The organism is Exiguobacterium sp. U13-1 (assembly GCF_001750115.1).
In the GTDB taxonomy this organism is placed as follows: Bacteria; Bacillota; Bacilli; order Exiguobacteriales; family Exiguobacteriaceae; genus Exiguobacterium_A; species Exiguobacterium_A acetylicum.
The window spans coordinates 1,774,965-1,787,965 of the sequence record NZ_CP015731.1 but is presented as its reverse complement, the minus strand read 5'-3'; the positions used below and the strand labels follow the sequence as shown (position 1 = coordinate 1,787,965).

Below are 13,001 nucleotides of genomic sequence, written 5' to 3'. Positions count from 1 at the left end.
GTTATCCTTTGTTTGCTTGTGTCTTGCGAATCGTTCGTTGCCTTGGATGCACGGCAAGCTTTGCTTGGCGTATCCGTTCAACGGCAGGATCCGTCGCAGCATCGAACGCTGCTAAACTCGGGTAATGCCCGACGAGACGTCCCTGCTCCAAAATCGCAAAGCTGTCACAGAGTTGCTCGGCAGCTTTAATGTCATGAGTGATGAAGACATATGTTAGACCGTGTAGCCGTTTCAAGTCAGCTAACAATGCAAGAATCAATCGTTTGTTGACCATGTCGAGACTGCTGACTGCTTCGTCTAACACGATCAGTCGTGGTTCAGCAGCAATCGCTCGCGCAATCGCGATCCGCTGGAGTTGCCCTCCACTGAACTGCGCCGGATATTTCGTCAAATCCGTTGCCTTGAGTCCGACTTGTTCAATAAGCGTGATGAGACGCTGTTGCCGTACTTCACCCTTTAAACGAATGAAGTTATCAAGCGGTTCGGCGATGATATCGGCAGCCGTAAGCTTTGGATTGACCGCAGCAAACGAGTCCTGGAAGACGACTTGAACGTCACCTTGAAATGGTCGTTTTGTCGCGTGGCGATCGACACCATTGAACCAAATCGTTCCGGTCGTTGGGCGTTCGAGTCCGAGCAACAATCGTCCGAGCGTACTTTTCCCGGCACCACTCGACCCGAGCAATCCGAGACAGCGTCCCGCTTCAAGCGTCAATGAGACATCGTGTAAGACGGTCTTTGCTGGTTGAAACCGGCGTTTATAGACGTGTGAGACTTGATCGATCTGCAAGAGACTCATCCGAACGCCTCCCTTCCTAGATGCTGGGCAAGAAGTGACTGTGTATACGGATGTTGCGGTCGATCAAACAATTCAAAAACATCTGCTCGCTCAACGATCCGTCCTTGCTGCATGACGAGGACATCGTCTGCAAGTTCAGCGATCACACCGAGATCATGCGAGATGAGTAACATCGCCGTTCCGTAAGTCGCCCGCATCCGTTCGAGTAATTCAAGAACCGTCTTCTGATTGAAGACGTCGAGTGCCGTCGTCGGTTCGTCGGCAATCAAGACGCTTGGGCGCAGGGCAACGGCTAAGGCGATCATGATCCGTTGCAACATTCCCCCACTCAGTTCGAATGGATAAGCTTTGAGCAACCGGGCGGCATCCGTCAGATTGACTTCTTCGAGTGCCGTCATCGCTTGTTGTTTCGCTTCACGTTTTGAACAACGTGAATGGGTCTGAATCGTCTCGATCATCTGGTGCCCGATCGAGTAGACCGGTGTGAAGGCACTCATCGGATTTTGCATGATGAACGCAATCTCACCGCCCCGAATCGTTCGCACAGCGCGTTCTGATAAGGATTGAATTGATGTTCCGTTCAGTCGAATATCGCCGGTGACGTCTGTTGTCTGTGGATTGAGCAGACGCATTAAAGCGAGACTCGTCACCGTTTTCCCACAGCCACTCTCTCCGACAAGACCAAGAATCTGTCCAGCTTGAATTGAGAACGTCACACCTTCGATCAATGTTACTTGTTGTTTCGTACGGACGGTCAGACCGTCGACAGCTAAGATCGGTTCGATACGGGCACCTCCTCTCATTTCATCGTTTTTGATACACCGAATCGTTCTGCTAACTGTTCTCCTACTAGGTTAAAGCTGATGATGACGAGCATGATCGCAAGTCCCGGATAAATCATCAATTCCGGATTCGTCCGGATGTACGATTTTCCTTCGTGAATCATCGCCCCCCACTCGGCTGTCGGTGACTGGACACCAAGCCCGAGGAACGACATCGCCGAGATATCCATGATCGCCCAGCCCATCTCAAGCGTCCCGATGACGAGCAACGGTGGTAAGATGTTCGGCAGGATATGCGTCCGAATGATCTTCCACGAAGACGAACCGTTGACGCGAGCGGCGGCGATGAACGCTTCCGTCTTCAACGTCATGACCATTCCGCGGAACATCCGCGCGTAGTAGACCCACTGGACGAGCATCAAGGCGATGATGACTTGCTTGAGACCTGGACCGAAGATACCGACGAGGCCGAGGACGAGAATCAGACTCGGAAATGCCATCACACCGTCACACAGACGCATCAAGAGTTGGTCGACCCAACCGCCACGATAGCCGGCTAGTGTTCCGACAAACAGTCCGATCGCAAGTGAGGCGATGAAAATCAACACGGCGCAACCGAGTGAAATCCGTGCGCCGTAAATCAAGCGCGACAAGAGGCAGCGTCCGAGCTGGTCGGTTCCGAGCGGATAGGCTGACGACGGACCATGAAGCTTTTGCGTCAAGTCGACGAGGTTCGGATCATGCGGCGCGATCCATGGTGCGAACAACGCAATGCCTGCCATCCCGATTAAGACGAATGCACAAAGATAAAGAAGCGGTGTATACCGCGACCGGATCATCGTTGCTGGAAGTGGAGTATTCATACCGTCCCTCCTTTTTTCGCTAGTCGTGGATCGAGCACGGCTTGAATGATGTCGACGAGCAAACTGCTACCGATGAAGACGAGTGCCGCGAGAAAGACATAGCCTTGGATGACCGGCATGTCCCGGTCAAAGATCGCTTCAATGAAGTAACGACCGAATCCTGGCCACGAGAAGACGGTCTCGACGATGATCGTTCCCGTCAGCAACTTCCCGAGGTTCATCCCAAGACCCGTGATCATCGGTGGAATCGCCATCCGGAGAACGTGTTTCCCAAGAACCCGTCCTTCCTTTAAGCCACGTGTCCGGGCAAACAAGACGTACGGTTCATTCAATGCTTCAATCACACTGCCACGGAGCAATCGTGTATACAAGGCAATCAACGGAAAGGCGAGTGTCAATGCCGGTAAGATCAAGTGCATCACACTTCCCGTCCCACCGACCGGAAACCAATCCAACTGGACAGCAAAGAAGAAGATGAACAGATACCCGAGCCAAAACGACGGAATCGAAGCCCCGATGAAGGCGATTGCCCGACTGAGATGATCGAAGAATCCATTCTTCTTGATCCCGGCAAGGAACCCGAGCGGGATACTGATGACGAGTGCGAGCAGTAGACTCGTCACTGCCAGCTCGACCGTTGGCGGTAAGCGGAGTAAGACATCTTCAAGGACCGGTTTTCCGGAAAGATACGATGTGCCGAAATCGAGCTGCGCCAAGCGGATGACGGCATCGAAGTATTGTTGGTAGAACGGTTGATCGAGTCCGAATTCTGCTCGTTTGGCAGCGAGTAGTTCATCCGTCGGTTGGATATGAGCAGCAGACAGATAGGCCTGTGCCGGATCAACCGGTGACAAATGAATCAACCCTGTCAGAATCAAGACCGCCAGTAACAAGATCGGGATGACGGATAATATGCGTTTGACGAGGAAGACCCCCATGTCATCCCTCCTTTACTTAATGCCAATCCGGGCAAATGGACTCTCATCCCGGTTCGCCGGGAACTGGAAGTTCGTCACGTCCGACTGATAGATTGCCATCTTCTTCAAGTACGAAATCGGAATCAATGCCCCTTGATCTTGGAGTGATGGCAGAATGTCGGCGTACATCTTCTGACGTTTCGTCTCGTCTGTCGTTTTTAAGACATCTTTGATTTCTTGCAACAGTTGTTCTTTATTCGGATAAGCCGAAATCGCTTCCTTGAAGCCGAAGCCATCCGTATCAATCAGGTTCACGAACGTATGCGGATCATACGGTGCACCGAAGTTACTATAGAAGTTGATGTCAAATCGGTTGTCTTTGAAGCGCTGGACTTGATCCGGCAGTTCGACGGCTTCCGTCTTCAGTTCGACGCCGATTTTCGACCATTCCGACTGGAGTGTTTCGGCCATCGCCTTTTGGACCTGCTCGGCCGCATCATACATCATCCCGATTTGCAGCGGTTGACCATCCTTGACGCGGATCGTTTCACCTTTCGGCAGTTTCCAACCTGCTTCATCAAGGAGACGATTCGCTTCCTTGACGTCATAATCCCGTTGCTCCACTTTCAGGTTCGACGTGTACGGCATGTTCGGTGGCAACAGATAGTCAGCTGGTGCTTCTATTCCCGACGTGATCCCTTCGACGAGAGCAGCTTTATCAAACCCGTGCTGGAGCGCCTGGCGGACGCGTTCGTCAGACAGACGCTTATTTTTTGTATTCAAGACGAGAAGACGCGTCGCGACTGGTTCGGACATTTCTGTCTTGTAGGATTTATCCGTCTTCAACTGGTTGAAGGCATCGATGCTGATCGCCCCTTCACCGTAAATCAGATCAACTTGTCCTTTTTCGAGTGCTAAGACACGTGTCTCTGCATCCGGGATGATGTCGACCTTGATGTGATCGATGTTCGGCTTCGGACCCCAATAGTTCTTGTTGACCTTAAACGTCGCATACTGATCCGGTTTGTATTCGTCGAGCATCCACGGACCTGTCCCGACTTCTTTTTTGACACCCTTCGACGTATCGCCGTTTTCCGGGAATCCTGCTTCTCCGAGGAAACGGACCGGGCGGACGACCGCGAGCTCTTGAATCGTCGGGTAATAGGCTTCGGATAATGTCAGGCGGAACGTCTTCGCATCGACGGCTTCCGTCTTCTCGATTTTCGTGATGAAGCCAAGCCAGCTATGTAAGGCTTTTTGTTTGAGGATCGCGTCAAAGTTCTTTTTGACGATTGCTGCGTCAAACGTCGAACCGTCCGAAAACTTGACACCGTCACGGAGCGTGAACGTATACGTTTTTCCGTCTTCAGAAATCTTCCAAGACGAGGCTAAGTATGGCTCGAGCTTTCCACCTTCTCCGTAGTGGACGAGTGGCTCATAGATCATCGACTGTGCGAACAGTTGTGATGGATTATAGACGTGCGGGTTCATCGTTCCGACGTCGCGTGGCCACGCGAGCGTCAATGTATCTTTATCTTTTCGCTCTCCTGTCGACTTGCCCGGGTTCGAGCAGCCGATCAATAATGATGTCAAAGACAGGATCGAGACGGTAGAAATCAGTAATTTTTTACGGTTAACGTTCATGGTAGGCAGAACTCCCAACTTGTATTGATAATCATTTTCAATTGTAAGAGGGAAAGGTAAGGATTGTCAATGGATAATCCAGATGTTAACTGGTCGTAAAGACGCTTTTTGACAGGATTTCCACGCTTAACTGAGTAACATTCTGTATACGCCTCTTGTTTGTCAATAATTGTAATCAACTGTGTTAAACGGTATCCTAGTTTGTATGCTGCGTTTCTTGTCTAACGAAATCATTTGCACGGAAAGGATGATAGGATGTCACGACTGGTTTCCTCGGTCTCGCTTGTGTTGCTCAGTCTGCTCTTAGTGCTCCCTTTACTGATGATCGATGGACTGATTTTCTACGTCGGAGATGTGTCCTACGATTCGTTCGTTGGTTGTCTGGTGTTTCTCGTATGTTTCTATCTCGCTAGCCTGGTCGTCAGCGTCGTCTTTGACGGGATGATGCGTGCGCTTGGCGGACTGTTTAAGCGTCGTTTCTCGAACATACTGTTTGCTGTCGTGAACGGTTTCGTCAGTTTGAGCGTCTTACTTTGGATGGACCTCTACGTTGCGTCGATCACGATTTCTCTCGCGACAAAAGTCGTGCTCGTATCTGTACATACGGTATTGTTTTACCTGATTCATCAATCGAGCGACTCCACTGTTAAAGTTTCCGAAGTCACCGAACCACATGATCCAGTCGTAAAGGAAGCCATCCGCTTATTAGAAGATGTCGATCCCGTGACATGCGTCGAGACGTTATGTCTCAAATACCCTGACCTTCCGAAAAAGGACATCATTCGGATCGTCTATCGTCTTCATGGCAACTAAAAAGACCTGATCGTTTCTGAAGAGATTCAGAAGCGTCAGGTCTTTTGATATTCGTTCATTTCTTCGCCATCTCATAGAACTGATACGTATTCTTCCCAGACGACTTAGCGGCATATAGCGCAATATCCGCCTGCTGTAACAAGGCTTGCAACTCTGGACGAAACGCGGTGTCATACATCACGATCCCGATACTCGTCGACACGCGGTAATCCGTTTCCCACTCACTTAACGCAGTGACGATCCGCTCTGCGAGTCGTTCCCACCCTTCCCTTGAATCCGAATGACCGAAATGGAGGATGAATTCATCACCGCCTAGTCGTACGGCCATCGCATCATCTTGTTCGCGGACGAACTTTCGCAAGCGTTGTGCGACCTCTTGCAGGACGATGTCCCCCGTCTCGTGTCCATAGACGTCATTGACCTGCTTAAAGCCATCGAGATCAAGGAAGAAGACGGCCCCTGTCTGCCCGGGATACTCCTCGAACTGCTTCGTTAAGTACCGTCGATTATGCAGTCCTGTCAACGCATCCTTCCAAGCATGACGCTCAAGCTCCAAATAGTACAAAAAGAGTCGGACGATCCGTTGCAACAGCTGAACATTCTTCTGTTCATACAAGCTGACCCGATTATTGATCGCACATAATGTGCCGAACGTCTCCCCGCTCGTCAAGACGATTGGAATACCCAGATAGGAGCGGACGTGAGCCTCCTCCAGACCCTTTCGCCAGTCGCCGAGTTGTTCCGCGTTCGGAATATCTTCGAGCACGACCGGCTGTTTCGTCTCGAAATCAATCAGCTTACATAACGATTGGTTCAATTCAATCTGCATGCCTTCCACCATCGGGATATCTGCTTTGTCGTTCGCAATCTTCAACATCCGTTGTTGTCCTGCTTCGATTGCTGATAAATACAGCATCTGCTCGGGTAGAATCTCTTTCGCAAAATCGAGGACATCATCTGCCAATTCATCAAAATTTTGATACATCTTCAAGTCTTCAAATGGTTGATTCATACAGCACCTCATTTCGAAGTCATCTTATGCAGCGTCTCTGATTTGAAAAACGAAAAGGTTACATTTATTACCACTTTCTCTTTTGACTATCATTCAAACCTATTTTTGTAAAAAACATTCGATGTTCCTATTTCTAGTCCTAATTGAGAAAGATTATCATTTTTTTATTTTCGTATAGTTTATAGAAGGTAAAAATTCGGACAGCCATTTGGCTGGAAATGAGCGTTGCGCCTTCTAAAATCGTCTGCTATCATTCTCGGTGAACATGACAATGATAATCATTATCACTTATTAAGAACAGATGACTCAGATAGAACTACATAATCCATCTGCTACTTAATCCGTGATTCATGCGTTATCAAATTAAACAAGAGGAGCTGAATCATCATGGGGAAATGGAAAACACCACTCGTCGTGAGTTCGCTTGCTGTCTTACTGGCGGCATGCGGGAACGCAGGAGAAGCAGACACAAAGAAGGACGCGGAAGCACCGAAGACGGTCAAAATCAAGGATGAACACGGAACGGTCAACGTCCCGGTTGATCCGAAGAGGGTCGTCGCACTCGACAACCGGACATTCGAGACGCTTGCCGCATGGGACGTCGAACTTGCAGCAGCACCAGTCGGACTGCTCCCGGCTGAGTCACCATATGCAAAAGATAAAGATATCGTAGATGTCGGCATGCACTTCGAACCGAATCTCGAAGCGATCGCTGGTGTTAATCCGGACGTCGTCATCGTCGGTCAACGCTTCGCTGATCATTATGAAGACATCAAAAAACTCGTTCCGAACGCCGCTGTCATCGACCTTGACATCACTTTACCGGAAGACTCCGGTACGCCAGGTGAATTACTCGTCAAAGGACTTGAAGATACGACAGAGACACTCGGACAGATCTTTGATAAAAAACAAGAAGCGGACCAGCTCGTCACAACGCTTGAGCAATCGATCAAAGATGTCAAAAAATCATATAACGGACAGGACAGCATCATGTCGGTCATCGTCTCAGGTGACGATATCGGTTTCTCGGCTCCGATGAGTGGACGTGTCTTCGGACCAATGTATGATTTGTTCGACTGGAAACCAGCCCTCGAAGTCAAACAAAAATCAGGTAACGACCAAGGGGATGAAGTTTCGGTCGAAGCAATCGCTCAAAGTAACCCGGACTGGTTACTCGTCCTTGACCGTGACGCACCACTTGGAAACGCAGAAGGTGCCGTACCGGCGCAAGATGTCATCGACCGTGCGCCTGCCCTGCAGAAAACAAAAGCAATCAAAGACGACAAAATCGTCTACGCACCGAAAGATACGTACTTGAATGAATCGATTCAGACGTACTCGGAATTCTTCACTGACATCGCGAAAGCGCTCGAGAAGTAATGGCACACGCACAGCAACAAATGAATGGAAGAGTTGAGCCACCGGCTCGACCTTCCTTTTCTGTCGTTTGGACGAAGCCGTTCGTCTTGACCTTATGTCTCGTCTTAGCGCTCGCAACCGCGTCTCTCTTCACGGGTGTCTACGAACTACGGAGTGCCGCGAACGATTTTGATATGTTCTGGATCACACGTGTTCCACGGACACTTGCCTTGATGCTGACCGGTGCTGCAATGGCGATGGCTGGACTCGTCATGCAACTGATCACGCAAAACCGCCTCGTCGAACCGACGACGACAGGAACGATCGAGTGGGCGGGACTCGGACTGTTAGCCGTTTACTTACTCGTTCCGGCACCATCGTTGATGATGCGGATGAGCGGTGCTATTCTTTTTGCGTTCATCGGAACGATGGTCTTCTTCTGGTTTCTCCGTTCGGTCCGGTTGCGGTCATCGTTGATCGTTCCAATCATCGGACTGATGCTCGGAGCCGTCATCTCCGCGATTTCGACGTTCCTCGGGTTGTTCTTCCGTGCCAGCCAAGCGATCGAAGGCTGGTTCGTCGGTTCGTTCGCATCCGTCCAGATCGGTCGCTACGAATACCTCTGGATCATCATCGGTGTCACGGTCTGTATCTTCTTTCTTGCGAGTCGCTTGACGCTCGTCGGACTCGGCGAAGACGTCGCGACGAGTCTTGGCGTCAACTACAATCGGTTGATGCTGATCGCGACCGGGCTGATTGCCCTATCAGTCGGTGTCGTCGCGACCGTCATCGGCAATCTGCCCTTCCTCGGCTTGATCGTTCCGAACATCGTCTCGATGTTTCGCGGTGACGATCTCCGTAGTAATCTGCCGTGGGTCTGTCTGATTGGGATGGCGACGATTTTAATCAGTGATTTGATTTCACGCACGATCATCCGTCCGTTTGAGCTACCGGTCTCCTTGATTCTCGGAACGGTCGGGGCAGCCGTCTTCATCATCATTCTGTTACGTCGACGGAAGACTGGAGGTGTCAGATGAGTACCGCGATTAGACAACAGGAACATACACGAATTCAACCGAGCGTTACACGTGAAACCAATCGCCGGGCGTCTGCGTTTCAGTCGAAACGACTCGAGCGCCGCTACTGGATTTTCCTCATTCTGTTCCTCAGCGGCGGAGTGCTCAGTACGATCGGTCTCTTGCTCTACAATAATCCGGTTCCGTTTGATTCTCCGTCCTTTTGGCCGGTCGTCGAACGCCGGATCACCGCCGTCATCACGATGGCGATTGCGGCAATTTGCCAAAGTCTCGCGACCGTCGCCTTTCATTCGGTCACGAGCAACCGGATCATCACACCATCCCTGCTTGGTTTTGATGCTCTCTACTCGACGATCCAGACATCGATGATCTTCTTCTTCGGTGCGGGAGCACTCGTCGGCTTTACCGGCACGAGCGCCTTTTTGACACAGGTCGCGATCATGCTCGCGATGAGTCTCTTATTATACGGATGGTTGTTGTCCGGAAAATACGCGAACCTGCAGCTGATGTTACTCGTCGGAATCATTCTCGGCACGGGTCTGAACTCGCTGTCGTCATTCATGCGAAAAATGCTTGCACCGTCCGAATTCGATATCTTACAAGCACGATTATTCGGTTCGGTCACGAATGCCGACGCGGCTTACTTCCCGATTGTCATTCCGGTCGTCCTCATCGTCGGTCTGTTGCTCTTCTTCTCGTCAAGACGACTCAACGTCGTCGCGCTCGGTAAAGAGGTCGCGACATCGTTCGGCGTCAATCATCGTGGCAGTGTCATCTACTTCTTGATTCTGATTTCACTCCTGATGTCGATGTCGACGGCATTGATTGGACCGTTGACGTTCTTCGGCTTTTTAGTGGCGACACTCAGTTATCAGGTCGCTGCGACGTACGATCATAAATACGTCTTCCCGATGGCATTCGCGATTGGTTTCTTCGTTTTGACGACTGCCTATTTCTTCATGTATCACATTTTCAACACGCCAAGCGTCGTCTCCGTCATCATTGAACTGTTCGGCGGTCTGATTTTCCTTGTCGTGTTGCTTAGAAAGAGGTCCCTATGATATCACTTGAACAAGTTAAAAAATCGTATACGGATGAGGTCCGAATCGGTCCAATCGACTTAACGATTCCTAAAGGCGGATTCACGGCGTTGATCGGTCCAAACGGTGCCGGTAAGTCGACAACGTTGATGATGATCGGTCGTTTGCTTGATCTCGATGCCGGACAGATCGAAGTCGCTGGTATGGATGTGACGAGTAGCAAATCGAAAGACTTAGCGAAGATCATCACCATCCTGCGACAGGAAAATCATTTCGTAACCCGGCTTACGGTCCGGCAGCTCGTCGGCTTCGGACGTTTCCCCTACTCAAAAGGTCGCTTGACGGCTGACGATGAGACGATCATCTCGAAATACATCGATTTTCTCGAGTTGACGTCGCTTGAGAACCGCTACCTCGATGAATTATCGGGCGGACAGCGGCAACGGGCATATGTCGCGATGGTACTCTGTCAGGAAACGGAATACATTCTACTCGACGAACCCCTCAATAACCTTGATATCGCCCGCTCGGTCCAAATGATGGGTTATCTACGACATGTTGCCGATACGTTCGGACGGACGATCATCACCGTCTTGCACGACATCAATTTTGCTGCGAAATATGCAGATCACATCTGTGCGATGAAGGACGGACAAATTGCCGCTTTCGGAACGGTCGCCGAAGTCATGGATGAAGCGCTGTTATCCGAAATCTTCGAGACCCCTCTTGAGATCATCGAAGGTCCATACGGTCCGATTGCTGTCTATTGATACTTTATATAGAAATGAGGAATGAACGATGCAGATCGATTGGCTACCCCTAGAACAGGTAACGCAAGAAGGCGAACACACCTATACGTTTCATTTGCAACGCCCAGATAATTTCGTTTGGGAGGAAGGCGCCCATACGCATATGGCGCTAGAAGGGTTTAATGCAGGCGAAAAACCGAACCGCAGTCTGATTCGGCATATGTCGATCTCGACGCTCCCTCATGAAGGAACGATCGGCATCACGACACGGATCAAACCGGAATGTTCCGTCTTTAAGCAGACACTTCGGCAGCTGAAACTAGGTGAGAAGATTGCTTTGTTTAAGACGCATTCGAACATTCCACTACGCCGGGAACATCGTTCGGTTTACTTACTGTCAGCAGGCGTTGGTCTGGCAACGTTTCGTCCGATCATCTTGCAACATCAGGCTGATAGAAGTGGCATTCCGCACATGCACTCGTTGAACGTCGATTCTGCGCAAACTGAACTATTCAAAACTCAGCTTCCTTCGCATGAGCAGTTCAGCCCGGCTTATGTCGAGAGTCGCGCTGCCTACTACGATGCTGTCAAAGCGATGACAGCGGACAAGGACGGTTTGTTCTATATCGTTGGTAGTGATGAATTTCTCCGTGACACGATTGACGTGTTGCGAGTTGCTAACATTCCGGCAGCACAGATCATGCTCGATAAACGTCAAGACCAATTAGATACGTTTTTTGTATAAGGTACCAATGATTAGACTTCAGCATTGACTGGAGTCTTTTTGTTTTTTCAAAATAAGGAATTGGTATGTTATCTGTAAATATTTGTTATGATAAGTGCATCAACTGACTTTTGGAGGGTTGCTTATGAATTTTGTATTTGATCTCGATGGAACAATCTGTTTTAAAGGAGAAACGATGTCTCAAGACATCGTACAGGCGCTTCATGCAGTCGAGGACGACGGGCACCGTGTGATTTTTGCTTCGGCACGTCCTATCCGTGACATGCTACCTGTCATTCATCCTTCATTCCACGATCATATCTTAATCGGCGGAAACGGATCGTTGGTCGCATCGGAACAAACAATCGTTCAATCAAAATCGTTCGACGATCGTGAGCTTTCTTTTATCACAGAATTACTCGACAAGCATAAAGCCACATATTTAATCGATAGTGACTGGAATTATACATATAACGGACCGCAAGACCATCCTATTCTGAACAATCTAGATCCGGGTAAGACGGCACAAAATGTTCCGCTAGCTCACCATGATCGAATCATAAAAATCCTCATTTTGAGTGCCAACAATCTGAAATCCTTAGAAAACGAGCTACTTCGAATGGATGTCGTTGTTCATTATCATGGATTGGAACAAGTATTGGACATTAGTCCGACCACCATCAATAAACGGACTGCTTTACAATCACTCGGGATCGAGAGCGAGGGATACATTGCTTTTGGGAATGACGCGAATGATATCGAATTATTCAAAGGAGCACAGTATGCGGTCATGATCGGTAGCCATAAAACACTCCGTTTTTACGCAGATGACACCATTAACTCAACCAGTCATTTAGAATCTCACATAGTCGAACAAATCAGGCATCTAAGCCAAAAATACGTCTATTCCACGTCGTATTCCTAAATAACGCCTGATGAAATTTTCGGATCAATAGTTAAATCTCTATCAATAGTTACTCATCCAAAGATGAATACGATGGGTAAGAATAATCCGCTCATCAAGAGCATTCCTACTAGGACAGCGATACTCGATTTGAAAACCGACAGCGTTTGTTCTTCTAGTGGCTTGAGCCGTTTCACAGGAATGAGCATGGTCAATGAAGCAACGACTAATGCAAGCGGCTCAAGAATCGTTCGGCTCACGGAAAAGAAAATATCGATCATTAAAAAGACATGTAATACAAAGAAAAATCCCAATAAGCGAATGATCATTGCTTTATTCATATGTACTCCTTCATGGT

Annotated in this window: 14 protein-coding genes; 7 read left to right on the top strand and 7 right to left on the bottom strand. The window is 49.3% G+C overall.

Features of this window, described 5'->3' with window-relative positions; all coding sequences use genetic code 11:
• Position 1: 1 nt before the first annotated feature.
• Genes ESP131_RS09110 through nikA form a run of 5 tightly spaced genes read right to left on the bottom strand, consistent with a single transcriptional unit; the run spans position 2 to position 5,005 of the window.
• Positions 2-799 (bottom strand): ATP-binding cassette domain-containing protein, encoded by a 798-nt coding sequence (locus ESP131_RS09110; RefSeq protein WP_069940464.1) that lies wholly within the window; start codon positions 797-799, stop codon positions 2-4.
• Positions 796-1,602, bottom strand: a complete 807-nt coding sequence (locus ESP131_RS09105) for an ABC transporter ATP-binding protein (RefSeq protein ID WP_069940463.1) — start codon at positions 1,600-1,602, stop codon at positions 796-798. The genes ESP131_RS09110 and ESP131_RS09105 overlap by 4 nt, the downstream gene beginning before the upstream one ends.
• Positions 1,599-2,444, bottom strand: coding sequence for a nickel ABC transporter permease subunit NikC (nikC, locus tag ESP131_RS09100; RefSeq protein WP_083254782.1), 846 nt, complete (start codon positions 2,442-2,444; stop codon positions 1,599-1,601). The genes ESP131_RS09105 and nikC overlap by 4 nt, the downstream gene beginning before the upstream one ends.
• On the bottom strand, positions 2,441-3,382 hold the full coding sequence (gene nikB / locus ESP131_RS09095) for a nickel ABC transporter permease (RefSeq protein WP_069940462.1): 942 nt from the start codon (positions 3,380-3,382) through the stop codon (positions 2,441-2,443). The genes nikC and nikB overlap by 4 nt, the downstream gene beginning before the upstream one ends.
• 12 nt (positions 3,383-3,394) lie before the next feature.
• Positions 3,395-5,005, bottom strand: a complete 1,611-nt coding sequence (gene nikA / locus ESP131_RS09090) for a nickel ABC transporter substrate-binding protein (RefSeq protein WP_069940461.1) — start codon at positions 5,003-5,005, stop codon at positions 3,395-3,397.
• Between the two features lie 255 nt (positions 5,006-5,260).
• Between nikA and ESP131_RS09085 the strand changes: the two genes are divergently transcribed.
• Positions 5,261-5,818 carry a hypothetical protein gene (locus ESP131_RS09085; protein ID WP_069940460.1) on the top strand — a complete coding sequence of 186 codons (558 nt, stop codon included), beginning with the start codon at positions 5,261-5,263 and terminating at the stop codon, positions 5,816-5,818.
• Positions 5,819-5,873: 55 nt separating this feature from the next.
• On the opposite strand, the gene ESP131_RS09080 is transcribed toward ESP131_RS09085, so the two are convergent.
• Positions 5,874-6,830 (bottom strand): sensor domain-containing diguanylate cyclase, encoded by a 957-nt coding sequence (locus ESP131_RS09080; RefSeq protein ID WP_069940459.1) that lies wholly within the window; start codon positions 6,828-6,830, stop codon positions 5,874-5,876.
• A gap of 387 nt (positions 6,831-7,217) precedes the next feature.
• Here ESP131_RS09080 and ESP131_RS09075 point away from each other — a divergent pair, with 387 nt between their 5' ends.
• The 6 genes from ESP131_RS09075 (at position 7,218) to ESP131_RS09050 (ending at position 12,664) form a co-directional block, all read left to right on the top strand.
• A complete protein-coding gene (locus tag ESP131_RS09075) occupies positions 7,218-8,210 on the top strand; it encodes a siderophore ABC transporter substrate-binding protein (RefSeq protein ID WP_069940458.1) in 993 nt (330 codons plus the stop codon).
• Positions 8,211-8,230: 20 nt separating this feature from the next.
• Positions 8,231-9,226: an ABC transporter permease gene (locus ESP131_RS09070; protein ID WP_069941028.1), complete on the top strand. Its 996-nt coding sequence runs from the start codon at positions 8,231-8,233 to the stop codon at positions 9,224-9,226.
• Positions 9,223-10,287, top strand: a complete 1,065-nt coding sequence (locus ESP131_RS09065; protein WP_069940457.1) for an iron chelate uptake ABC transporter family permease subunit — start codon at positions 9,223-9,225, stop codon at positions 10,285-10,287. Before ESP131_RS09070 ends, ESP131_RS09065 begins: the two co-directional genes overlap by 4 nt.
• A complete protein-coding gene (locus tag ESP131_RS09060; RefSeq protein ID WP_069940456.1) occupies positions 10,284-11,036 on the top strand; it encodes an iron ABC transporter ATP-binding protein in 753 nt (250 codons plus the stop codon). The genes ESP131_RS09065 and ESP131_RS09060 overlap by 4 nt, the downstream gene beginning before the upstream one ends.
• 28 nt (positions 11,037-11,064) lie before the next feature.
• Entirely contained in the window at positions 11,065-11,760 is a 696-nt protein-coding gene (locus ESP131_RS09055; RefSeq protein ID WP_069940455.1) for a dihydropteridine reductase, read from the top strand.
• Positions 11,761-11,884: 124 nt separating this feature from the next.
• Positions 11,885-12,664 carry an HAD-IIB family hydrolase gene (locus ESP131_RS09050; RefSeq protein WP_069940454.1) on the top strand — a complete coding sequence of 260 codons (780 nt, stop codon included), beginning with the start codon at positions 11,885-11,887 and terminating at the stop codon, positions 12,662-12,664.
• 53 nt (positions 12,665-12,717) lie between these two features.
• Here ESP131_RS09050 and ESP131_RS09045 read toward each other — a convergent pair whose 3' ends face one another.
• Positions 12,718-12,984: a hypothetical protein gene (locus ESP131_RS09045; RefSeq protein WP_069940453.1), complete on the bottom strand. Its 267-nt coding sequence runs from the start codon at positions 12,982-12,984 to the stop codon at positions 12,718-12,720.
• Between the last annotated feature and the right edge of the window lie 17 nt (positions 12,985-13,001).